The organism is Pseudomonas sp. SK (assembly GCF_012975065.1).
Taxonomy (GTDB): domain Bacteria; phylum Pseudomonadota; class Gammaproteobacteria; order Pseudomonadales; family Pseudomonadaceae; genus Aquipseudomonas; species Aquipseudomonas anuradhapurensis.
Genome location: NZ_CP051857.1, coordinates 3,207,186 through 3,228,562, shown reverse-complemented (window position 1 = coordinate 3,228,562; position 21,377 = coordinate 3,207,186). Strand labels below are relative to the sequence as shown.

Here is a 21,377-nt window from a genome sequence, read left to right as displayed (position 1 = left end):
AGCGGCCATGTTCAGTAAATCCATGCTCCTGCTGGCACTGCCGGTGGTGATGGCGTTGCTTGCCGGTGCCGTGTTGCCGTTTCAGGCTGCAGGCAACGCCGCCGTTGGACGCGCACTGGGGCACTGGTTGTGGGCGGCGTTCACTTCGTTGACAGTGAGCTCGCTGGTGGTAATTGCTGCATTGCTATTGCTCAGGGTGCCGGCACCGGACCTGGGCAAGGCCCTGCAGGGGCCGTGGTGGCTGTGGATCGGAGGGGTACTGGGGGCCCTCTACGTGGCCGCAGCGGCAGCGCTGACGCCCAGGCTTGGCGCTGCGGGGTTTCTGGTGTTGGTGGTGGCTGGGCAAATCATCACGGCAGTGCTGGTCGACCATTTCGCCGTGATGGGCCTGGGCGGCAAGCCACTCAACCTGGCCAGGCTGGCAGGCCTGGTGCTGATCCTGGTGGGGGTGCTGCTGGTGCAAGGCAATTGGGCGGCGGGTTCACTGCCCGGCACCGCTGTGATCACGAAGCCGCCGCAGGGCTGATCAGTGCTCCGGCTGGCTGCAGGCCCGCACGGTCTCGCGCAGCCAGCGGTGTCCCGGGTCGCTGTCCTTGCGAATATGCCAAGCCTGCTGGTAATCGAACGGGGCGATAGTCAAAGGAAGCTCGAACTGACGCAGCGTCGGGTGCTGCTGCAGGGGCCCTGCCGCCCGCCGCGCTACGGTAAGGATCAAGTCGGTGCCCGGCAGCACTTCGATGGCCGCGCTCCAGTGGGGCAATGCCAGGGCAATGCGACGGCGCAGCCCTAGCGCGGCAAGCGCACGCTCGATCTCATCGAAGGCATCGGGGCGCATGGCCATCAACACGTGCGGGCGGGCCAGCCAATCCTCCAGGGCCAGGCCGCCGTCGACGGGCAGTACCTGGCAATCGGCAACGCTGATGAAGTCCTCGGCAAACAGCGCCTGGGTGGTGATTTGTTCGGGTGGGTCGGGGAACAAGCCCAGGGCCAGGTCCAGTTCGCCGTCAAGCAACTGCGCCAGCATGGTTTCGCGGCTGGCCTGGCTGATGGCCAGGTCCACGCCAGGGGCGACCCGGCGCAGATGGCGGACCAGCGGCGGCAGGACAATCCGTGAAGCGTAATCCGACAGCGACAGACGGAAGCGGCGCTGGGCCTTGGCCGGTTCGAACAGCGGCGTGGCCAGCAGGCCGTTGAGGGCGTTCAAGGCGTCCTGCAGCGGGCTGGCCAGCGATTCGGCACGCGGGGTCAGGACCATGCGGCCGTTCTGGCGCACCAGCAAAGGGTCGTCGAAATGCTTGCGCAACTGCGCCAGCGCGTGGCTGACCGCAGGTTGGCTACGGTGCAGTCGCAGGGCTGCGCGCGTGACGTGCTTTTCGCTCAGCAAAGCATGCAGGGCCAAGAGCAGGTTGAGGTCGATTCTACGCAGTTCATCCATATTGTGAATGGTCTCGATCCGATACGACGGTTGCGATCAGCTGAACAAATACCCGTTGAAGCGATGCCGCTGCGTCATGTTGCCTTTTCGTACTGGTGTATCCGCAGCTGACGTGAAGGTCGAGTCCGCCAAGCCAGCGTATCCCTGCCCGCCAAGGCAACCGATACAGCGGAGGATTCTGGATTAAACTCTATGTGTTTCAATCGGTTGCGATGATCTATTGAAGTGAAACCGAAGATATCCAGGCGGCAGGTGACTGCTTGGCGGATAAGAATCTGGCGCACTTGGTGCTTGGTGCGGGCGCTGCCATCGTGGCACCCGGACGTGGCAGCAGGCACTTAGCTGATGCGGGCTACTGCGCGCCTCGACACCGCGCCTTGGGGCCTTCAGAACCTGGCTGGAAGCCCGCTTCGAGGCTGGCGCCTCCTGGCGCGCCAGACGCGGTTCTTGTAGGAGCGGCCTTGTGTCGCGATGGGCCGCAAAGCGGCCCCAAGAATCGGGGGTTTTGCCGCACATTCTCGGGGCCGCTTTGCGGCCCATCGCGACACAAGGCATCTCCTGCAAAACGTTAAGTTTATTTGCTAACTTATTGATAAAACAGACTAACGTCGTGCTACAGCATGCTGCACACACTGCTCGTAGTAAGTCTGCCTGATCGCCGCCGGCTTGAGCCGCGAGCGGCTGTTGTAGGTCTGCTCGGTAATCCCGAAGGCGGTCATGCGCATCCACGGTTGGGCGAACTTGCGTACCTGCAGTTTCTTGCGAGTGGCATACAGCGTTACCCCGGAAAGCTTGGCCTGCTGGGCCTCGGCGGCGATCTGCGCGCCCCAGTCGCAAGTGTGGCGATCGTTCTGGCTCAATGCCCGTGCCTGGGCGCCGAAAGCGAGCGTAGCCAGCAGGCAGCCGGCCATCGTTGCTAGAATTACGCGCATGTTGCTGTCCTAAACGTCTGACGGAACAGGGAGTTTGCCTTCGCTGCAGGACGCCGGGGGCCAGCAATTTGCCGTCAGTGACAAACGCCGTGTCGCCACCGGTGGCGAGGTCGAGAAATACCGCACCGTATGTATGTGATCGTACAACTGCTTGCGCTATGATGACGGCTGTCTTTCTAGGTGAAATACAGCGTAATGACAGAGCAGCAGGTACAGCCAAGGACCCGGCGCAAGCCGCGCAGCCTGGCGCAGGAACTGGTCACGGTGCTGACCGAGCGGATTCGCAGCGGCCAGCTCAAGCGTGGCGACAAGTTGCCGACCGAATCGCAGATCATGGCCGAAGAGGGCGTCAGCCGCACCGTAGTGCGGGAGGCAATCTCGCGGCTGCAGGCCGCCGGGCAGGTCGAGACCCGTCACGGTATCGGCACCTTTGTCCTGGATGCGCCAGCCACCGGTGGCTTCCGCATCGACCCGGCGACTGTCGTCACATTGCGCGAAGTGCTGGCGGTGCTGGAGTTGCGCATTGCCCTGGAGATCGAGTCGGCAGGCCTGGCAGCACAGCGCCGCAGCGATGAACAGCTGGCCGGCATGCGTGCGGCACTGGATGAAATCAACGAAGGGGCAGCCCACGCCAGTGATGCGGTGTCTGCCGACTTCCAGTTTCACCTGCGCATCGCCCAGGCCAGCGGCAACCACTACTTTGCCGACATCATCAACCACCTGGGCACCAGCATCATTCCGCGTACCCGGCTGAATTCGGCGCGGCTGGCGCATGATGACCAGGCACATTACATGAGCCGCTTGATGCATGAGCACGAGGCGATCTACGAAGCCATCGCCCGGGGTGACAGCGAAGGGGCCAAGATGGCCATGCGCATGCACCTGAGCAATAGCCGTGAGCGTTTGCGCCAGGCTCATGCCGAGGCCGAGGCCCAGGGGGCCTGAACCCCTGGCTGGCAGCGCCGGCCTGTTCGCCGGCACGCCGAAAGAAAAGCCCCGCCATGCGCGGGGCTTCGTTGTTGCGGGCAACCGGTCAGATCGGCCCTTCACGCCATTGGCCATTCACCAGCCGACGTAGCCCCAGCGGGTTGTCATCGCGCAGTGCTGCGGGCAACAGCGCCTGCGGGTAGTTCTGGTAACACACCGGGCGCAGGAAACGGTCGATCGCCAGGGTGCCGACCGAGGTGCCGCGGGCGTCCGAGGTTGCCGGGTACGGCCCGCCATGCACCATTGCCTCACAGACCTCGACACCGGTCGGGTAGCCGTTCACCAGAATCCGCCCGACCTTTTCTTCCAGCAATGGCACCAGCCAGGCAAAGGCCTCGAAGTCCTCGGGCTCGCCGATCAGCGTTGCGGTCAGTTGCCCACGCAGGCCGAGCAAGGCGCTGCGCAATTGCGCGTTGTCCTGCACTTCGACGGCCACGGTGGCAGGGCCGAACACTTCTTCCTGCAGCAACGGGTCGGATTCGATCAGCAAGCGGGCATCGGCCCTGAACAGCTGCGCACGGGCCTGGCTGCCTGCCTGAGCCTGGCCGGCCAGGTGCTGGATACCGGCGTGGGCCTGCAAATGCTCCAGGCCAGCAACGTAGCTGCGCAAGCCTGCGGCGTTGAGCATGGTCTGGCCGGCTTGTTGAGCCAGGTGGTGGCCAAGCTCGGCCAGCAACTGGCTGTACTGCGGCGACTGCAGGCCGATCACCAGGCCCGGGTTGGTACAGAACTGGCCAGCGCCGAGGCAGACCGAACCCGCCAGTTCGCGGGCAATCGAATCACCACGCTTGGCCAGGGCGCCGGGCAGGATGATCACCGGGTTGATACTGGACATTTCAGCGAACACCGGGATTGGCTGTGGGCGTTCGGCGGCCATGCGGCACAGCGCGTCACCGCCTTTCAGCGAGCCGGTAAAGCCAACTGCCTGGATCGCCGGGTGCTTGACCAGCCACTCGCCGACGCCGCCACCGAAGACCATGTTGAATACCCCGTTGGGCATCCCGGTGCGGTCGGCGGCGCGCTGGATGGCGCAGGCCACCAGGTCGGCCGTGGCCATGTGGCCGCTGTGGGCCTTGAACACCACCGGGCAACCGGCAGCCAGGGCGGCGGCGGTGTCGCCCCCGGCGGTGGAGAAGGCCAGCGGGAAGTTGCTGGCGCCGAACACCGCAACCGGGCCGACGCCGATGCGCATCTGGCGCAGGTCTGCGCGTGGCAACGGCTGGCGCTCTGGCAGGGCGAGGTCGATGCGCGCCCCAAGGAAATCACCGCGGCGCAATACCTGGGCGAACAGGCGCATCTGGCCACTGGTACGGCCGCGCTCGCCGTGGATACGTGCGGCGGGCAGGGCGGTTTCGCGGCAAACGATGCTGACGAAGACGTCGTCCAGCTCATCCAGTTCGGCGGCAATGGCGTCGAGGAACTCGGCGCGCCGCGTCGGGGCCACCTGGCGGAATTCGGCAAAGGCCGCCGCGGCAGCCTTGGCAGCCTGGTCCACTTCGCCTTCGGTAGCCTGGAAGAAATTGTATGGCAGCGCCTCGCCAGTGCTGGCGTCCAGGCTCTGCAGGCGCTGTTGGCCCGCGGCGCTGCGCTGGCCGGCGATGAAGTTGTGGCCGAGGATTTCAGGCATGGGGTGCTCCTGTGGGCTTTAGGGGAAAAGTGGAACGCATTCGGGGCGCAGCCCTGTTGGAGCGGGTTTATCCCGCGAACAACCCAACGCGATGGATGGCACCGGCTGCGCCGGTGATCGCGGGTGAACCCGCTCCTACAGGGGTGGTGAACTAGCGGACGGCCGAGCAACCTCGGGGCATCAGGTAATCGGCGCCGGGTTGAACAGGGTGATGTCGTTATGCAGGCGGTGCTGCTCGGCCCAGGTCCGCTTGCGGCCGCTGGCCACGTCCAGGTAGTAGTGGAACAGCTCCCAGCCCAGCTCTTCGATGGTCGCGCCGCCGCTGGCGATGCGCCCGGCATCGATGTCGATCAGGTCGGGCCAGCGCTGGGCCAGCTCGCTGCGGGTGCAGACCTTGACCACCGGCGCCATGGCCAGGCCATAGGGGGTGCCGCGGCCAGTGGTGAACACGTGCAGGTTCATGCCAGCGGCCAGCTGCAGGGTGCCGCAGACAAAGTCGCTGGCCGGGGTGGCACAGAAGATCAGGCCTTTGCGCTTGACCCGCTCGCCCGGGCCAAGCACGCCCTGGATGGCACCGCTGCCGGACTTGACGATCGAGCCCAGGGCCTTCTCGACGATGTTCGACAGGCCGCCTTTCTTGTTGCCTGGTGTGGTGTTGGCGCTGCGGTCGGCGGCGCCCTGTTGCAGATAACGGTCGTACCAGTCCATCTCGCGGACCAGCGCATCGGCAACTTCCTGGTCTTGCGCGCGCGAAGTCAGCATGTAGATCGCATCGCGCACTTCGGTCACCTCCGAGAACAGCACGGTGGCACCGGCGCGAACCAGCAGGTCGGCAGCGTAGCCCAGCGCCGGGTTGGCGGTAATGCCGGAAAAGGCATCGCTGCCCCCGCACTGCATGCCCAGGATCAGTTCGCTGGCCGGTACGCTTTCGCGGCGGCGCTGGTCGAGTTTCTTCAGGCGGGTTTCGGCCAGCTGCATGATCTGTTCGATCATCTCTGCAAAGCCCAGGCTGGCGTCCTGCAGGCGGTACAGCCAGGGCTCGCTGAGGTCGACCGAGGGGTCGTCGGCGTGCATCACCTGGTCGGCCTGCAGCTTTTCGCAACCCAGGCTGATGACCAGGGCCTCGCCGCCAAGGTTGGGGTTGCGCGCCAGGTTGCGCACGGTGCGGATCGGGATGTAGGCATCGCGCGCGTTGATCGCCACGCCGCAGCCGTAGCTGTGGGTGATGGCGACCACATCATCGACGTTCGGGTAGCTGGGCAGCAGCTCGCTGCGAATGCGCTTGACGGCGTGCTCCAGTACCCCGGCCACGCACTGCACGGTGGTGGTGATGCCCAGAATGTTGCGAGTGCCGACGCTGCCGTCGGCATTGCGGTAGCCTTGGAAGCTGAAGCCTTCGAGCGGCGGCAGCGGCTGCGGCACAGCATCGCAGCGGGGCAGGCTGTCCAGCGCCGGGGCCGCCGGCATGGCCAGCTGGCTCTCCTGTACCCAGCTGCCCTGGCGCAGGTCCTCCAGTGCGTAGCCGATGATCTGCCCATAGCGGCGCACGGGCTCGCCCTTGGCAATGGCCACGGTGGCCACCTTGTGGCTTTGTGGCACGCCTTCGACCAGGGTCAGGCCATCGGCGAAGCGGGCACCTTCGCCCAGGCCGCCGGCATTGACCACCACCACGACGTTGTCGTCATCGTGCAGGCGGACGTAGCGGGGCGAGTCGGAATGTTCGATCAACTGCATGTTCGGGCCCTACTTGTCAGGTTCTCAGGCGTTTGTCCATCCGCCTGCGCCGGGGGGCCGGCACAGGCGTGCTCAGTCAGTGCTGCGAGCTGGCCAGTTCGCCGCTGGCGACTGGCCCGGCGTCAGGCTTTGGCGGTTCGCGCAGCTCGATGCGCTTGATCGGGCCGACGATGACCAGGTAGCTGAATACCGCCACCAGGGCATTGGCGCCCACATACACCAGTGCCCACTTGAACGAGCCGGTGGCGCTGATGATGTAGCCGATGACGATCGGGGTGGTGATCGAGGCGATGTTGCCGAAGGTATTGAACAGGCCGCCTGAAAGCCCGGCGATCTGCTTGGGCGACGTGTCGGCGACTACCGCCCAGCCCAGTGCGCCGATGCCTTTGCCGAAGAACGCCAGGGTCATGAAGCCGACCACCATCCATTCGCTGTCGACGTAGTTGCAGAACACCATGCTGGTCGACAGCAGCAGCCCGCAGACGATCGGCAGCTTGCGCGAGAAGGTCAGCGAGTTGCCGCGGCGCAGCAGCCAGTCGGAAATCACCCCGCCGAGCACGCCGCCGATGAAACCGCAGATTGCCGGCAACGAGGCGATGAAGCCGGCCTTGAGGATGGTCATGCCGCGCTCCTGTACCAGGTACACCGGGAACCAGGTAAGGAAGAAGTAGGTGATGGCGTTGATGCAGTATTGGCCCAGGTACACCCCCAGCAGCATGCGGCTGGTCAGCAGTTGCCTGATGTAGCCCCATTTCGGGCCGTCGCTGCCGCGTTTCTGGTCCATGTCCACCAGACCGCCATTTCGCTCTATGTGCTCGAGTTCGGCCGGGCTGATGCGCGGGTGCTGGCGCGGGTTGTAGATGGTCTTCAGCCAGACCATGGAGAACACGATGCCCAGTACGCCCATGACGATGAACACGTGCTCCCAGCCGAAGCGGAACACGATCCAGCCCATCAGCGGAGCGAACAGGGCAGTGGCAAAGTATTGCGCCGAGTTGAAGATGGCCGAGGCGGTGCCGCGTTCCTGGGTCGGGAACCAGGCGGCGACGATGCGGGCATTCCCCGGGAACGACGGGGCTTCGGCAAAACCGACCAGGAAGCGCAGGGTGAACAGCGTGACCACCGCCCAGGCCACCGGCAGGCCACCGACAAAGCCCTGCAGCAAGGTGAACAACGACCAGGTGAAGATGCTGAAGGCGTAGACGTTCTTGGAACCGAAGCGATCGAGCAGCCAGCCGCCGGGAATCTGCCCGGCCACATAGGCCCAGCCGAAGGCGGAGAAGATATAACCCAGGGTGACGGCATCGATGCCGAGGTCTTTCTGCAGGCTGGAACCTGCGATGGCAATGGTGGCGCGGTCGGCATAGTTGATCGTGGTCACCAGAAACAGCATGAACAGGATCAGGTAGCGCACATGCGTCTTTTTGCTCGCTTGCATGCTGGCAATACTCCCACTAGTTATTTTTGTGCGGGCTCATCAAGGATAACCGGAGTGGCTGGCCACTCCGGGCGCGGCGTCGGGCAGGCCGCGGGCAGTGCCTACTGCGGGCCCATCTTGTCCATCAGCGCAGCGAGCTGCTGGTACTCGTCGGCAGTCAGGTCGGTCAGCGGGGTACGCACCGGGCCTGCATCGTAACCGGCAATCCTGGCACCGGCCTTGACGATACTGACGGCGTAACCGGCCTTGCGGTTGCGGATGTCCAGGTAGGGCAGGAAGAAGTCGTCGATCAGCTTGGCCACGGTGGCCTGGTCGTCACGGGCAATGGCGTTGTAGAAGGCCATGGCGGTCTTCGGCACGAAGTTGAACACGGCGGAGGAGTACACCGGCACGCCCAAGGCCTTGTAGGCAGCCGCATAGACCTCGGCGGTCGGCAGGCCACCCAGGTAGCTGAAGCGCTCGCCCAGGCGGCGACGGATCGACACCATCAGCTCGATGTCGCCCAGGCCGTCCTTGTAGCCAATCAGGTTCGGGCAGCGTTCGGCGAGCTTTTCCAGCAGGTCGGCGTTCAGCCGGCAGACGTTGCGGTTGTACACCACGACGCCGATGTTCACCGCTTTGCACACTGCCTCGACGTGGGCGGCAACGCCTTCCTGGCTGGCTTCGGTCAGGTAGTGCGGCAACAGCAACAGGCCCTTGGCACCCAGCCGCTCGGCTTCCTGGGCGTACTCGATGGCCTGGCGGGTGGCACCACCAACGCCGGCGAGAATCGGTACCGAGGTGGCGCAGGTGTCGACTGCGGTCTTGATCACCTGGCTGTACTCGCTGGCGGCCAGGGAGAAGAACTCACCGGTGCCGCCGGCGGCGAACAGGGCGCTGGCGCCGTAGGGAGCGAGCCATTCCAGGCGCTTCACGTAGCCCGCCGGGTTGAAGTCGCCCTGGGCATTGAAGTCGGTGACCGGGAAGGACAGCAGGCCGTGGGAGAGGATGGATTTCAGTTCTTGTGGGGTCATTGTTGTAGGCATCCTGTGGCGCTTGGGGGTGAAGGGTGTTGTTCTGCGCTGGAGGTAAGTTATCGTACAACTAGTGCGATGACTAGTGCCTTTTGGGAATTTTTTGTGGGGATGGCAGGGGGATGCCAGGGCGGATTGGTTTTAGATGTGTGTGGTTGCGGAAATCGAGCGCCGCCCGCGCGGCGTATCGCGGATGAAATCCGCTCCTACATTTGTTGCAACGTGGCCATGCCTGACAGGCCATGGTTGTCAGCCGGTATGCAAGGCTCAAGTCATGCGCCAAGGCTGGCAACCATGGCGTAACAGGTTCGGCACGTTGCAACAAATGTAGGAGCGGATTTCATCCGCGATGCGCCGCGCGGGCGGCGCTCGATCTCACAGGCGCAGAAAATCCAACGACAACCACTCGGCAGTCATCATATCTCTTAAAAGAAAAAAAGATCGCGGAGACAGGCACAAGCCCGCCGCCCGCTTCCACGGGAAGTGTTCTGGGACCAGCAGAGGGTGACCGGGGAAACGGGGGCGACCTTGCGCCGCCCCGCGATCAAAGCGCAGTGAAACGAAGGTCAGGCAGCCTGCTGGCGCTTGATCTGCGCCTTGCGTACCTGGGCCCGGCAAGCATCGCCGAAGGCCTGGAAGATCTTGATCGAGTCCGGGTTGCTCGCCGCTTGCCACTCTGGGTGCCACTGCACGGCGAACAGGAACGGCGAGAGGCTCGGGGCGTGAATCGCCTCGACCAGGCCGTCTTCGGCGTGGGCGATGGCCTCGATGCCGGCGCCGAGCTTGCGCAGGCCCTGGCCATGCAGCGAGTTGACGCGAATTTCGTCGGTACCCAAGGTGTCACGCAGCCAGCTGCCAGGCTCGATCTTCACACCGTGCACCTGGGCGTATTGCACCTCGACCGGGTCTTCCGGGTTTTCCCGATGGTCGTTGAAGCCAGGCTCGGCGTAGACCTTCTGGTAGATGTCGCCACCCAGGGCCACGTTGATTTCCTGCATGCCCCGGCAGATGCCGAAGATCGGCAGGCCGCGCTTGATCGCTGCCTTTACCAGGGGGATGTCGAACAGGTCGCGGTGCTTGTCCTGGCCTTTGCCGGGGGTCTGGTTTTCCTGGCCGTACAGGGCCGGGTCGATGTTGCTGCCAGCGCCGGTCAGGTACACGCCGTCGGCCATGTCCAGGTAGGTTTCGAGGTCATCGATGCCGCAGCAGGTGGGGACCAGTACCGGTACGCAATCGGCGAATTCGACCAGCGGAGTGATGTATTTGTGGGTCATGACCTGGTAGTCATGGCCTTTGCGCTCTTGGCTGCCCATGGTCATCAGGACGACGGGTTTGCGCAGGGAAGGTTGCTTGTTGCCAATGTTGCTGTTGGACATATGTCACCTTGGGACAGGTTCGGCCTGTCGTTGTTGTGCAGGTGCACGGCGCGTGGCCTTGGGTGCAGCCTGTAGCCCCGAGCACTGCCGGCTCGTCAGAGGCGACGATTCCGGTCGGGGCTTGTAGATAGCTTGCCAGAGCCGTTCGATATGTCAAACGACGGAACAGGGCTTGATGCCAGGGAATGCGCCGGTTTTTGGGGGCTGAAACCGATGCGGGCCTGTGCCGGCGTGGGTTTGGCGGGGGTTAAGGTCAATAATATTTAACGATGCAGTCGGGTCTTTGCAGCGGTGCAATGAAGGCCCTGTAGAGTCGCTCACGCCGTCGCTGACGCGGAACCTGTGTAGGAGCGGCCTTGTGTCGCGAAAGGGCTGCATGGCAGCCCCAGAATTCTCAGCGCAGAAATACAAATTGCCGGGGCTGCGTTGCAGCCCTTTCGCGACACAAGGCCGCTCCTACACAGGTATCGCGCCAGCTTGCATGATTTTCAATCAGTGCAGTATCTGCGCCAGGAACCCTTTGGCCCGCTCGGTACGCGGCTGGTTGAAGAACACCTGCGGCGGGCTGTCCTCGATGATCTGCCCGCCCTCGAGGAACAGCACGCGCTCGGCGACCTGCCGGGCAAAGCCCATTTCATGGGTGACGCAGAGCATGGTCATTCCGGTACCGGCCAGTTGCACCAACACGTCCAGCACCTCGGCGACCATCTCCGGGTCCAGTGCCGAGGTGGGCTCGTCGAACAGCATGATACGGGGCTTCATGCACAGCGCCCGGGCGATCGCCACCCGCTGCTGCTGGCCACCGGACAGCTGGCTGGGGTACTTGTGCGCCTGGCTTTCGATACCGACCTTGCTCAGGTACATGCGTGCGCGCTCTTCGGCATCCTTGCGCGACAACCCGCGCACGCTGGTGGGGGCCAGCAGGCAGTTGTCCAGCACGCTCATGTGCGGGAACAGGTTGAAGTGCTGGAACACCATGCCGATATCGCTGCGCACCCGCGCCGCTTCGCGGCTGCTGGCAGCCAGGTCGATGCCGTCCACCTTGATGCTGCCCTGCTGGGCCACTTCCAGGCGGTTGATGCAACGGATCAGCGTCGATTTGCCCGAGCCGGAAGGCCCGCAAAGCACGATGCGTTCGCCTTCGCGCACCTGCAGGTTGATGTCGCGCAGTACATGGAAGGCACCGTAGTGCTTGTTAAGGCCCTCGATGCGGATCAGCACCGGGCGTGGGTCGGGGTCGGGGGCAAGGCTGGCAAGGCTCAGTGGTGCGGTCATCTTTGTTGTTCTCCCGCGTGGGTTCAGTCGAAACGGGTCGCGCTATAGGGCGCGGGGTCGGTGAAGGGGCGTTCGCCGGTGACCAGTTCGGCCAGCAGGCGGCCGCTGACCGGGCCCAGGGTGAGGCCATGGTGGGCATGGCCGAAGTTGAACCACAGCCCCGGGTGGCGCGGAGCCGGGCCGATCACCGGGCGCATGTCGGGCAGGCAGGGGCGGCGGCCCAGCCATGGGCTGTCGTCCAGGCGCTCGCCCAGCGCCGGGAACAGCTTGCGGGCCAGGGCTTCGCAGCGGCCCAGCTGGATCTGGTTGCCCGGTGCGCTGCTGGCTGCGAACTCGATGCCGGTGGTCAGGCGCACGCCGCGGGCCATGGGCGCCAGCACGTAGCCGCCCTGGGTATCGCAGATGGAGTGCTCCAGCTGCGCGCCGTCACGGGTGCTGTAGTGCATGTGGTAGCCACGCTTGATCGCCAACGGGATTTCATAGCCCAGGCCGCTGAACAGATCGGCGGACTGTGGGCCGAGGCAGGCCACCACTTCATCGGCGGTGATCGGGCCGCGGCGGCTGTCGACCTGCCATTGGCCATCGAGCTGGCGCAGGCTGCGTGCATCGCCGTGCAGGAACTGCCCGCCGCGTTGCAGGAACAGGCTGGCATAGCCACGGGTGAGGGCGCCAGGGTTGTTCACGGTCTTGGGGTCGAGCCAATGGATGCCACCGACCACGGTGGCGTCCAGCTGCTGTTCGCGGGCCTGCAGCTGCCCGCATTCGAGGATTTCGAACTGCAGGCCATAGCGGCTCAGGCCTATGGCGTCGGCCTTGGCCTGCGCGAACAGCGCCGGGTCACGGAACACTTCGATCCAGCCTTTGGCCTGCACCAGGCCTTCCAGGCCGGCGGCAGCGATCAGCGCGTCGTGTTCCTCGACGCAGCGCTGTACCAGCGGCAGCATGTCGGCGGCAGCCCCGGCCAGGCGCCCAGGGGCCGACTGGCGCCAGTAACGCCATAGCCACGGGGCCGCCTTGGGCAGGTGCAGCAGGCTGTAGCGCACATCGGGCTGGCGGTTCAGGCCGTAGCGCAGCAGCGCGCCCAGTTGCCGCGGGAAGGCGTAGGGGATGACGCTGGAGCGCTCGATCAACCCGGCATTGCCGTGGCTGGTGCCGCTGCCCGGTTCGTCGCGGTCGATCAGGATCACCTGGCGCCCGCGGGCCTGCAGGTGCAGCGCGGTGCTGACGCCGACGATGCCGGCGCCGAGGACAAGGGTCTGGCAATGCATTGGAACGTATCCTTCGGTCAATTCAGGTGGCGGCCCAGGCGGGCTTCCAGGTGCTTCAACAGGCGCCGCACCAGTTCGACGATCAGCAGGTAGAGCACGGCGGCCCACAGGTAGATCTGGAAGTCGAAACTGCGCGAGAAGGCCAGCTTGGTCACGCCCATCAGGTCGTAGATGGTCACCAGCGAGGCAATCGCGCTGGCCTTGATCATCAGGATCAGTTCGTTGCCCAGCGGGCCGATGGCCACCAACAGCGACTGCGGCAGGATCACCTTGAAAAAGGTGGTCGAGCGCTTCAGGTTCAGGGCTCGCGCTGCTTCATGCTGGCCAGGAGCCACAGCCATCAGGCTGCCGCGGAAGATCTCGGCCTGGTAGGCGGCAGTGTTCAGGGTGAATGCCAGCAGGGTGCAGAACCACGCCTCGCGGAAGAACCACCACAGGCCGACGTCCTGCCAGAAGCCCTTGAGCGAGCCCAGGCCGTAATACAGCAGGAACAGCTGGGCCAGCAGCGGTGAGCCGCGGAAGAAGTACACGTAGCCTGCAGCCACGCGTTGCAGCAGCAGGCTGCGCGACATGCGCGCCAGGGCCAGCAGCAGGCCCAGCAGGGCACCCAGGCTGAAGGAAATCGCCACCAGTTTGGCGGTCACCAGCAGGCCATCGAGGAAACGCGGGCCGTAGCGCTCCAGCAGGTTGGGGTCGACCACCAACGCCAGCAGTTGTTCGAGGCTCATGCGCGTGCTCCTTGCAGGTGGCGGTTGCTGCGCCGTTCGATGAAGGCGAACACGCGTCCGGAGAGGGCGGCGAACAGCAGGTAGCCCAGGCAGGCGACGCCATAGAAGAACATCGGTTCCTTGGTCACGCTGACTGCCAGGTTGGTCTGGCGCATCAGGTCGACCAGCGAGATGGTGGAAACCAGTGAGGTGTCCTTGAGCAGCGACAGCCAGTTGTTGGACAGGCCGGGCAGGGCGATACGGGTCAGTTGCGGCAGCAGCACCTTGAAGAAGCCCGTGCGTTTGCTCAGGCCCAGCGCCGAGCACGCTTCCAGCTGGCCCTTGGGCAAGGTCTTGAAGGCGGCCAGCCAGATTTCGCTGGAAAAGGCGGCGAACACCAGGCTGAAGGCGATCATCGCGGCAAGGAAGGTGTTGATCAGGAACTCACCCGGATAACCCATGGCGGCGAGGATCTTCTGTGCCGCGATCTGGCAGCCGTAATAGATGATCAGCAGCGTCAGCAGTTCGGGGAGGCCACGGAACACGGTGGAGAAGGTGGTGGCCCAGAGCCGAGGCAGGCGCTTGCGCGAGCGTGCCGCGAGGGCGACCAGCAGGCCCAGCGGCAGGCCGACGGGCAGGCAGGCCAGGGCCAGGGACAGGGTGACCAGGGCGCCGGCCAGCAGCGCCTGGCCCCAGCCTCCGCTGGCGAAGGACAGCAAGGACAATTGATCGAGCATGACAAACCCCTAGGATGGGCAACGCGGACTCTTTGCAGGAGCGGCCTGGTGTCGCGAAAGGCTGCGCAGCAGCCCCAGGATCTATGCCGTGGCAGGGAGTGCCGGGGCCGCCTTGCGGCCCTGTCGCGACGCAAGGCCGCTCCTACAGATTGCGCAGTTTCCTGAAGATCAGTTGTAGATATCGAAAGCGAAGTACTTGCTGGCGATCTTCTGGTAGGTGCCGTTGGCCACGATCTGTTGCAGCGCAGTATTCAGGCGCTGGCGCAGGGCCTCGTCGTCCTTGCGCACGGCAATTGCGGCGTCGGCCTTGGTGTTGGCCACGTCGCCGAGGATCTTGCAGCAGTCCCCGCCGTTCTTGGTCATCCACTCCTGCAGCGGGAACTTGTCGGCGATCACGCCGTCCAGGCGGCCAGCGGCGAGGTCGGCGTTGGCTTCGTCCATGGTCGGATACAGCTTCACGTCGGCGCCTGCCTTGGCATAGACGTCTTCGGCGTAGATGGCCTGGGTCGACGACGACTGCGCGCCCACGGTATAGCCGTCGAAGTTGGTCTGGGCGTCGCTGATCTTGCTGTCCTTGGCCACGGCGACGGTCAGCGGTGTGCGGTAGTAGTGGTCGGTGAAGGCGATCTTCTTGCGCCGCTCCTCGGTGTTGATCATCGAGGCCACCACCGCGTCGTACTTGCGTGCCATCAGGGCGGGGATGATGCCTTCCCAATCCTGTGCCACCAGCGTGCATTCGACTTTCATCTGCTCGCACAGGGCGTGGGTGATGTCGACATCGAAGCCATGCAACTGGTTATTGGCGTCGACGTAATTGAAGGGCGGGTAGGCGCCCTCGGTGGCGAAGCGCAGGGTTTCGGCACTGGCGGCGCCCGACAGCAGCAGGGCGCACGCACCCACCAAGGCCATGGTCTTGTTCATCTCGCACCTCTTGCACTCTTGCTATTGTTGTTTTCCCGCCGACCACGAGGTGTAGCCGACGAATTCGTTATGTAGAGCGGCAGTTGCTTCCAAGCGTTTTTCAACATCCGGCCCGAGCTTCTTGCAGACCTCGTTGACCATCAGGTGCACCCACGACAGCATGGTCGAGGTGGATTCCCAGAACAGGTTGAATTCGGTGGGGATGCGGAACACCTCGTCGGCATTGGCATCGGCCCAGTCACAGAAGGTGTCGGTCACCAGGGTGACCGCAATGCCGGCCTCGCGCGCCTTCTGGCACAGCAGCAGGGCATGGCGGGAATAGCGGCGTGCCTCGAATACCACCAGGGCGCTGTCCTCGGCGCGGCCCAGCAACACGTCGCCGAAGTGGCCGGCGCCGAGATCGACCAGTTGCACGCCATCGCGCAGGTACTGCAGCAGATGGCTCATGCACATGGCGATGCCGCGCTCGGTCTGGAAACCGGCAATGAACACCCGCTGCTTGCTCGCCAGGCGTTGCGCGACGGTGTGCCAGGCGCTGCCCTGGCGATACTCGTGCACACGCACCAGGGCGGCGATTTCCAGCTCCAGGCTGCCAGCGTTGTCGCCGGCGTCCTGATTCTGGCGGTAATCTTGCAGGCGGTCGCCCACCAGCCACGGGCCGTCACCCAGGTCGTTCTGCAGGTCTTGCTTGAGCGCCTTGAGATGGGCATAACCCAGTGAGCGGCAGAAGCGGCCAACGCTGGATTCGCTGACGCCCAGCTTGGCAGCGATGCTGGCCGAGGTCTGGAACGGCAGTTCATGCAGGTTGGCGAGCATGTAGGTGGCGATCTTGCGGCCGGAAGCTGCGGCCCCTTCGAGGCTGTGTTCCAGGCGTTGCTTGATCATTTGGCTCATGCTGCGGCTCCAGGGGTGAGGCTTGTGGAAGAAAATGAATGTTTTCTGTCACCAAGTCAACAATTGACAGATAGCTGTCACATGCAGGAAAGTTTTTGTCGTTGCACGCTGTCGCCATTCCAAATCCAATAAAGGAGCTTCAGATGTCCGCACCTTCCACCAGCACTGTCGTGCGCGTGCCTTTCACCGAGCTCCAGGCCTTGTTGCAGGCTATTTTCCAGCGCCATGGCTGCAGCGATGGCGTGGCCCGTGTATTGGCTCACAATTGCGCCAGCGCCCAGCGCGATGGTGCCCACAGCCATGGGGTGTTCCGCATGCCTGGCTATGTCTCGACGCTGGCCAGTGGCTGGGTCGACGGCCAGGCCACGCCGCAGGTCAGCGACGTGGCGGCTGGCTATGTGCGTGTCGATGCCGCAGGCGGCTTTGCCCAGCCGGCACTGGCGGCAGCCCGTGGCCTACTGGTGGCCAAGGCGCGCAACGCTGGCATCGCGGTACTGGCGATTCACAACTCGCACCACTTCGCCGCGCTGTGGCCAGACGTGGAACCTTTCGCCGAGGAAGGCCTGGTGGCCCTGAGCGTGGTCAACAGCATGACCTGCGTGGTGCCGCATGGTGCGCGCAAGCCGCTGTTTGGCACCAACCCCATCGCCTTTGCCGCGCCCTGTGCCGAACACGACCCGATCGTCTTCGACATGGCCACCAGTGCCATGGCCCACGGTGACGTGCAGATTGCCGCGCGCGCCGGCCAGCAGCTGCCTGAAGGCATGGGCGTGGATGCCAATGGCGAGCCGACCACCGACCCCAAGGCAATCCTGGAAGGTGGCGCCTTGCTGCCGTTTGGCGGGCACAAGGGCTCGGCGCTGTCGATGATGGTCGAGTTGCTGGCGGCGGCGCTGACCGGCGGGCACTTTTCGTGGGAGTTCGACTGGTCGGGGCATCCGGGCGCGAAAACCCCCTGGACCGGGCAGCTGATCATCGTCATCGACCCGAGCAAGGCCGAGGGCGAGCGCTTTGCCCAGCGCAGCCGCGAACTGGTGGAGCAGATGCAGGCGGCAGGGCTGACCCGTATGCCCGGTGAACGGCGCTACCGCGAGCGCGAAGCGGCCGAGGAGGAGGGGGTGGCGCTGACCGAACAAGAGTTGCAGGGCTTGAAAGCGCTGCTTGGCTGACCCGGCCTCTTCGCGGGCACGCCCGCTCCCACAGGGATATCACCGTCCTCGCAGTACCGGTGGGGGCGGGCTTGCCCGCGAAGAATTCGCCACTGCCCCGAGCCATGCATCGTTGCATGGACAACCTTGCACAATAGTTGATGTTCCTGACCGTGCACTCCGGGTATGCTCAGGGCTGACTTTTCGTACTGTCCTGATCCAAGGAGCTGCACGCTGTGTTCAAACATGTCGATGCCTATGCCGGCGACCCGATCCTCTCGCTGATGGAAACCTTCAAGGCCGACCCGCGCGCCGACAAGGTCAACCTGAGTATCGGCCTGTACTACGATGAGGCCGGCGTGGTGCCGCAACTGGCGGCTGTGGATGCGGTGGAAAAACGCATCGCCGGCCAGGACCATGAAGCTTCGCTGTACCTGCCGATGGAAGGCCTGGCCAGCTACCGCCAGGCCATCCAGGCGCTGCTGTTCGGGGCCGATCACCCGGCCGTGACCTCTGGCCGGGTGGCCACCGTGCAGACCGTGGGCGGTTCCGGTGCGCTGAAAGTCGGTGCCGACTTCCTCAAGCGCTACTTCCCGCAATCCGAAGTCTGGGTCAGCAACCCGACCTGGGACAACCACCGCGCCATCTTCGAAGGCGCCGGTTTCAAAGTGCACACCTACCCGTACTTCGACCAGGCCAGCCGTGGCGTGGACTTCGACGGCATGCTGGCCACCTTGCAAACCCTGCCGGCCAACAGCGTGGTGCTGCTGCACCCGTGCTGCCACAACCCGACCGGGGCCGACCTGGACCAGCAGCAGTGGCAGCAAGTGGTCGAAGTGGTCAAGGCGCGCCAGCTGATCCCGTTCCTCGACATCGCCTACCAGGGCTTCGCCGAAGGCCTGGTGGAAGATGCCTATGCCATCCGCGAAATGGCCCGCGCCGGCGTGCCGTGCCTGGTCAGCAACTCGTTCTCGAAAATTTTCTCGCTGTATGGCGAGCGCGTCGGTGGCCTGTCGGTGGTGTGTGACGACGAGGCTACCGCCCAGAGCGTGCTCGGCCAGCTCAAGGCCACCGTGCGCCGCAACTACTCCAGCCCGCCCAACTTCGGTGCCCAGCTGGTCGCTGGCGTGCTCGGCGATGCCGGCCTGAATGCCCAGTGGGCGGCGGAAGTCGAAGTGATGCGCAAGCGCATCCTCGACATGCGCCAGGCGCTGGTCGATGCCCTGGCGGTGCTGCTGCCAGGCCAGGACTTCCAGTTCTTCCTGCGTCAGCGCGGCATGTTCAGCTACACCGGCTTCAGCGTCGAGCAGGTACGCCGCCTGCGTGACGAGTTCGGGGTGTACCTGATCGACAGCGGCCGCGTGTGCATGTCCGGCCTGCGCCCGGCCAACCTGCAACGGGTTGCCGAAGCCTTCGCTGCGGTCCAGAAGTAAACCTTCTCCCAGGACGACGCGCCCTTGTAGGAGCGGCCTCGTGTCGCGATAGGGGCGCACAGCGCCCCGCATTTTGCAGCTTCGCCGCAAATATTGCCGGGGCCGCGTCGCGGCCCATCGCGACGCAAGGCCGCTCCTGCACAATCCCCTCCAGCCTGTAGGCACAACCCGCTTGTAAAGACAAGTGCAACCGTCCCTCGGATAGGGCTTCGCAAGTGCAACCTTTCCGTGCACAATCGCGCCCCTCTTTCCCGGTTGAGTTGGGCGGAACGTCTAGTCCGCCATTCTCAGCCTGTTGCAGTCTTGCGAGTGGAGCTTCACCCGGAATGAATGAGCAGGCCCCGAGCGTTGAACAGCGCTTTGCAGAATCGACCCCCGCCACCCTCGGCAGCTGGTCGCGTCACGACACCACCTGGATGCTGGGCCTGTTCGGCACAGCCATCGGCGCCGGAACCCTGTTCCTGCCGATCAACGCGGGCCTCGGCGGCTTCTGGCCGCTGCTGATCCTGGCCGCGCTGGCCTTCCCGATGACCTATTTTGCCCACCGCGGGCTGACCCGCTTCGTCCTCTCGGGGCGCGCGGGTGGCGACATCACCGAGGTGGTCAAGGAGCACTTCGGCGCCTCCGCCGGCGGCGCGATCACCGTGCTGTACTTCTTCGCGATCTTCCCGATCCTGCTTATCTATAGCGTGGCGCTGACCAACACCGTGGCCAGCTTCATGGAGCACCAGCTGCACCTGGAGCCGCCGCCGCGGGCCATCCTGTCGTTCGTGCTGATCCTCGGCCTGCTGGCCATCGTGCGTTGCGGCGAGCAGGCCACGGTGAAGGTCATGAGCCTGCTGGTCTACCCGTTCATCGTCGCCCTGGGGCTGCTGGGCCTGTACCTGGTCCCGCACTGGACCGGTGGCATCCTCGATGGCGCCCACCAGGTACCGCCGGCATCGGCGTTCCTGCATACCGTGTGGCTGGCGATCCCGGTGATGGTGTTCTCGTTCAACCACTCGCCGATCATCTCGGCCTTTGCCGTTGACCAGAAACGCCGCTACGGTGAGCACGCCGATGAGCGCAGCGGCCAGATCCTGCGGCGCGCACACCTGTTGATGGTGCTGATGGTGCTGTTCTTCGTGTTCAGCTGCGTGCTCACCCTGAACAGCGCCCAGCTGGCCGAGGCCAAGGCACAGAACCTGTCGATCCTGTCGTACCTGGCCAACCACTTCAGCAACCCGACCATCGCCTTCGCCGCGCCGCTGATTGCCTTCGTGGCCATCGCCAAGTCGTTCCTCGGCCACTACATCGGTGCCAGCGAAGGCCTCAAGGGCATCATCAGCAAGACTGGCGCGCGCCCGGGGGCCAAGGCCCTGGACCGTGTGGTAGCCGCGCTGATGCTGGTGGTGTGCTGGATCGTGGCCACCCTCAACCCGAGCATCCTCGGCATGATCGAGTCGCTGGGCGGCCCGATCATCGCGGTGCTGCTGTTCCTGATGCCGATGTATGCCATCCGCCGGGTACCGTCGATGCGCAAGTACAGCGGTGCGGCGTCCAACCTGTTCGTCGTGGTGGTCGGCCTGGTTGCGCTGACCTCGGTGGTGTACGGCCTGGTGAGCTGATGCACTGCAGGCGATGAAGCATGCCCGGGGCGTTTGTCGCTACCCGGGCATTTTTTTGTCCACAAGTTTTGTCAGGCAATAGAACAATTTCACCTGCCCCATAGGCACCCGACCGCCTTCATGCTTAACTCAGTGTCCTTTTCAAACCCCCGCATAAGGAATTCGTCATGGCTCAAGTGACTCTCAAAGGCAACCCGGTTCAGGTCAACGGCAACCTGCCACAGGCCGGCGCCCAGGCTCCGGCCTTCTCCCTGGTCGGTGAAGGCCTGGCCGACAAGTCGCTGCAGGACTACGCCGGCAAGCGCAAGGTGCTGAACATTTTCCCTAGCGTCGATACCCCGACCTGCGCCACTTCCGTGCGCAAGTTCAACGCCCAGGCCAACAAACTGGACAACACCGTGGTGCTGTGCATTTCCGCCGACCTGCCGTTCGCCCAGGCCCGCTTCTGTGGCGCCGAGGGCCTGGACAACGTGAAGAACCTGTCGACCCTGCGTGGCCGCGAGTTCCTCGACAACTACGGCGTTGCCATCGCCGACGGCCCGCTGGCCGGCCTGGCTGCCCGCGCCGTGGTGGTGCTGGACGAGAACGACAAGGTGCTGCACAGCGAGCTGGTTGGCGAAATCGCCGACGAGCCGAACTACGATGCGGCGCTGGCTGTACTGAAGTAATTTCAATCTGGGGGCGGTACAGGCAACGGAACTTTCCAGCCCGCCACCGCTCCAGGTAACACCCTGTAAACGGCCCGGAACGCGTTCCGGGCCGTTTTCATTTAAAGTTCAGGGTTTTGGCAACGTCAGGCAAAGGTAAACCTCTGGTAAAGGCCCTTTGCTAAAGCGATGCCAGTG

The 21,377-nt window shown here is 64.5% G+C and carries 19 protein-coding genes; 6 read left to right on the top strand and 13 right to left on the bottom strand.

All coding sequences use genetic code 11. The features are described from left to right. Positions 1 to 7: 7 nt before the first annotated feature. Positions 8 to 526, top strand: coding sequence for a DMT family transporter (locus HG549_RS14810; protein ID WP_170030257.1), 519 nt, complete (start codon positions 8 to 10; stop codon positions 524 to 526). Here the strand turns inward: HG549_RS14810 and HG549_RS14805 are convergent, their stop codons facing one another. Next, positions 527 to 1,435 (bottom strand): LysR family transcriptional regulator, encoded by a 909-nt coding sequence (locus HG549_RS14805; RefSeq protein WP_170030256.1) that lies wholly within the window; start codon positions 1,433 to 1,435, stop codon positions 527 to 529. A gap of 602 nt (positions 1,436 to 2,037) precedes the next feature. Beyond that, positions 2,038 to 2,367 (bottom strand): hypothetical protein, encoded by a 330-nt coding sequence (locus tag HG549_RS14800; RefSeq protein WP_170030255.1) that lies wholly within the window; start codon positions 2,365 to 2,367, stop codon positions 2,038 to 2,040. Between the two features lie 195 nt (positions 2,368 to 2,562). Between HG549_RS14800 and HG549_RS14795 the strand changes: the two genes are divergently transcribed. After that, positions 2,563 to 3,312 (top strand): FadR/GntR family transcriptional regulator, encoded by a 750-nt coding sequence (locus HG549_RS14795; RefSeq protein WP_170030254.1) that lies wholly within the window; start codon positions 2,563 to 2,565, stop codon positions 3,310 to 3,312. An 88-nt stretch (positions 3,313 to 3,400) separates the two neighbouring features. Here HG549_RS14795 and HG549_RS14790 read toward each other — a convergent pair whose 3' ends face one another. The 11 genes from HG549_RS14790 to HG549_RS14740 all read right to left on the bottom strand — a co-directional run bounded on the left by HG549_RS14790 (position 3,401) and on the right by HG549_RS14740 (position 16,344). Then, complete coding sequence (locus tag HG549_RS14790; RefSeq protein ID WP_170030253.1) at positions 3,401 to 4,981, bottom strand: aldehyde dehydrogenase (NADP(+)); 1,581 nt, start codon at positions 4,979 to 4,981, stop codon at positions 3,401 to 3,403. 180 nt (positions 4,982 to 5,161) lie between these two features. Next, positions 5,162 to 6,715 carry a galactarate dehydratase gene (gene garD / locus HG549_RS14785; RefSeq protein WP_170030252.1) on the bottom strand — a complete coding sequence of 518 codons (1,554 nt, stop codon included), beginning with the start codon at positions 6,713 to 6,715 and terminating at the stop codon, positions 5,162 to 5,164. A gap of 76 nt (positions 6,716 to 6,791) precedes the next feature. Then, positions 6,792 to 8,153 carry an MFS transporter gene (locus tag HG549_RS14780; protein ID WP_170030251.1) on the bottom strand — a complete coding sequence of 454 codons (1,362 nt, stop codon included), beginning with the start codon at positions 8,151 to 8,153 and terminating at the stop codon, positions 6,792 to 6,794. 101 nt (positions 8,154 to 8,254) lie between these two features. Continuing rightward, positions 8,255 to 9,166 carry a 5-dehydro-4-deoxyglucarate dehydratase gene (gene kdgD / locus HG549_RS14775; RefSeq protein WP_170030250.1) on the bottom strand — a complete coding sequence of 304 codons (912 nt, stop codon included), beginning with the start codon at positions 9,164 to 9,166 and terminating at the stop codon, positions 8,255 to 8,257. A gap of 566 nt (positions 9,167 to 9,732) precedes the next feature. Continuing rightward, a complete protein-coding gene (locus HG549_RS14770; RefSeq protein ID WP_170030249.1) occupies positions 9,733 to 10,542 on the bottom strand; it encodes a gamma-glutamyl-gamma-aminobutyrate hydrolase family protein in 810 nt (269 codons plus the stop codon). 492 nt (positions 10,543 to 11,034) lie between these two features. Then, positions 11,035 to 11,817 (bottom strand): amino acid ABC transporter ATP-binding protein, encoded by a 783-nt coding sequence (locus HG549_RS14765; protein ID WP_170030248.1) that lies wholly within the window; start codon positions 11,815 to 11,817, stop codon positions 11,035 to 11,037. Between the two features lie 23 nt (positions 11,818 to 11,840). Next, positions 11,841 to 13,085 (bottom strand): FAD-binding oxidoreductase, encoded by a 1,245-nt coding sequence (locus HG549_RS14760; protein WP_170030247.1) that lies wholly within the window; start codon positions 13,083 to 13,085, stop codon positions 11,841 to 11,843. A 17-nt stretch (positions 13,086 to 13,102) separates the two neighbouring features. Beyond that, the gene (locus HG549_RS14755) at positions 13,103 to 13,813 is read right to left on the bottom strand and encodes an ABC transporter permease (protein WP_170030246.1); all 711 of its coding nucleotides are present in this window, start codon (positions 13,811 to 13,813) and stop codon (positions 13,103 to 13,105) included. Then, positions 13,810 to 14,529 (bottom strand): ABC transporter permease, encoded by a 720-nt coding sequence (locus HG549_RS14750; RefSeq protein ID WP_170030245.1) that lies wholly within the window; start codon positions 14,527 to 14,529, stop codon positions 13,810 to 13,812. The genes HG549_RS14755 and HG549_RS14750 overlap by 4 nt, the downstream gene beginning before the upstream one ends. A 168-nt stretch (positions 14,530 to 14,697) precedes the next feature. Continuing rightward, positions 14,698 to 15,450 (bottom strand): transporter substrate-binding domain-containing protein, encoded by a 753-nt coding sequence (locus HG549_RS14745; RefSeq protein WP_170030244.1) that lies wholly within the window; start codon positions 15,448 to 15,450, stop codon positions 14,698 to 14,700. Positions 15,451 to 15,471: 21 nt separating this feature from the next. After that, complete coding sequence (locus HG549_RS14740; RefSeq protein WP_170030243.1) at positions 15,472 to 16,344, bottom strand: MurR/RpiR family transcriptional regulator; 873 nt, start codon at positions 16,342 to 16,344, stop codon at positions 15,472 to 15,474. Between the two features lie 143 nt (positions 16,345 to 16,487). On the opposite strand from HG549_RS14740, the gene HG549_RS14735 reads away from it, so the two are divergent. The 4 genes from HG549_RS14735 (at position 16,488) to tpx (ending at position 21,200) form a co-directional block, all read left to right on the top strand. Then, positions 16,488 to 17,513, top strand: a complete 1,026-nt coding sequence (locus HG549_RS14735; protein WP_170030242.1) for an Ldh family oxidoreductase — start codon at positions 16,488 to 16,490, stop codon at positions 17,511 to 17,513. Positions 17,514 to 17,728: 215 nt separating this feature from the next. Beyond that, a complete protein-coding gene (locus HG549_RS14730; protein WP_170030241.1) occupies positions 17,729 to 18,925 on the top strand; it encodes an amino acid aminotransferase in 1,197 nt (398 codons plus the stop codon). A 326-nt stretch (positions 18,926 to 19,251) separates the two neighbouring features. Then, positions 19,252 to 20,532, top strand: a complete 1,281-nt coding sequence (locus HG549_RS14725; protein ID WP_170030240.1) for a serine/threonine transporter — start codon at positions 19,252 to 19,254, stop codon at positions 20,530 to 20,532. Positions 20,533 to 20,699: 167 nt separating this feature from the next. Beyond that, on the top strand, positions 20,700 to 21,200 hold the full coding sequence (tpx, locus tag HG549_RS14720; RefSeq protein ID WP_170030239.1) for a thiol peroxidase: 501 nt from the start codon (positions 20,700 to 20,702) through the stop codon (positions 21,198 to 21,200). Positions 21,201 to 21,377: the final 177 nt, after the last annotated feature.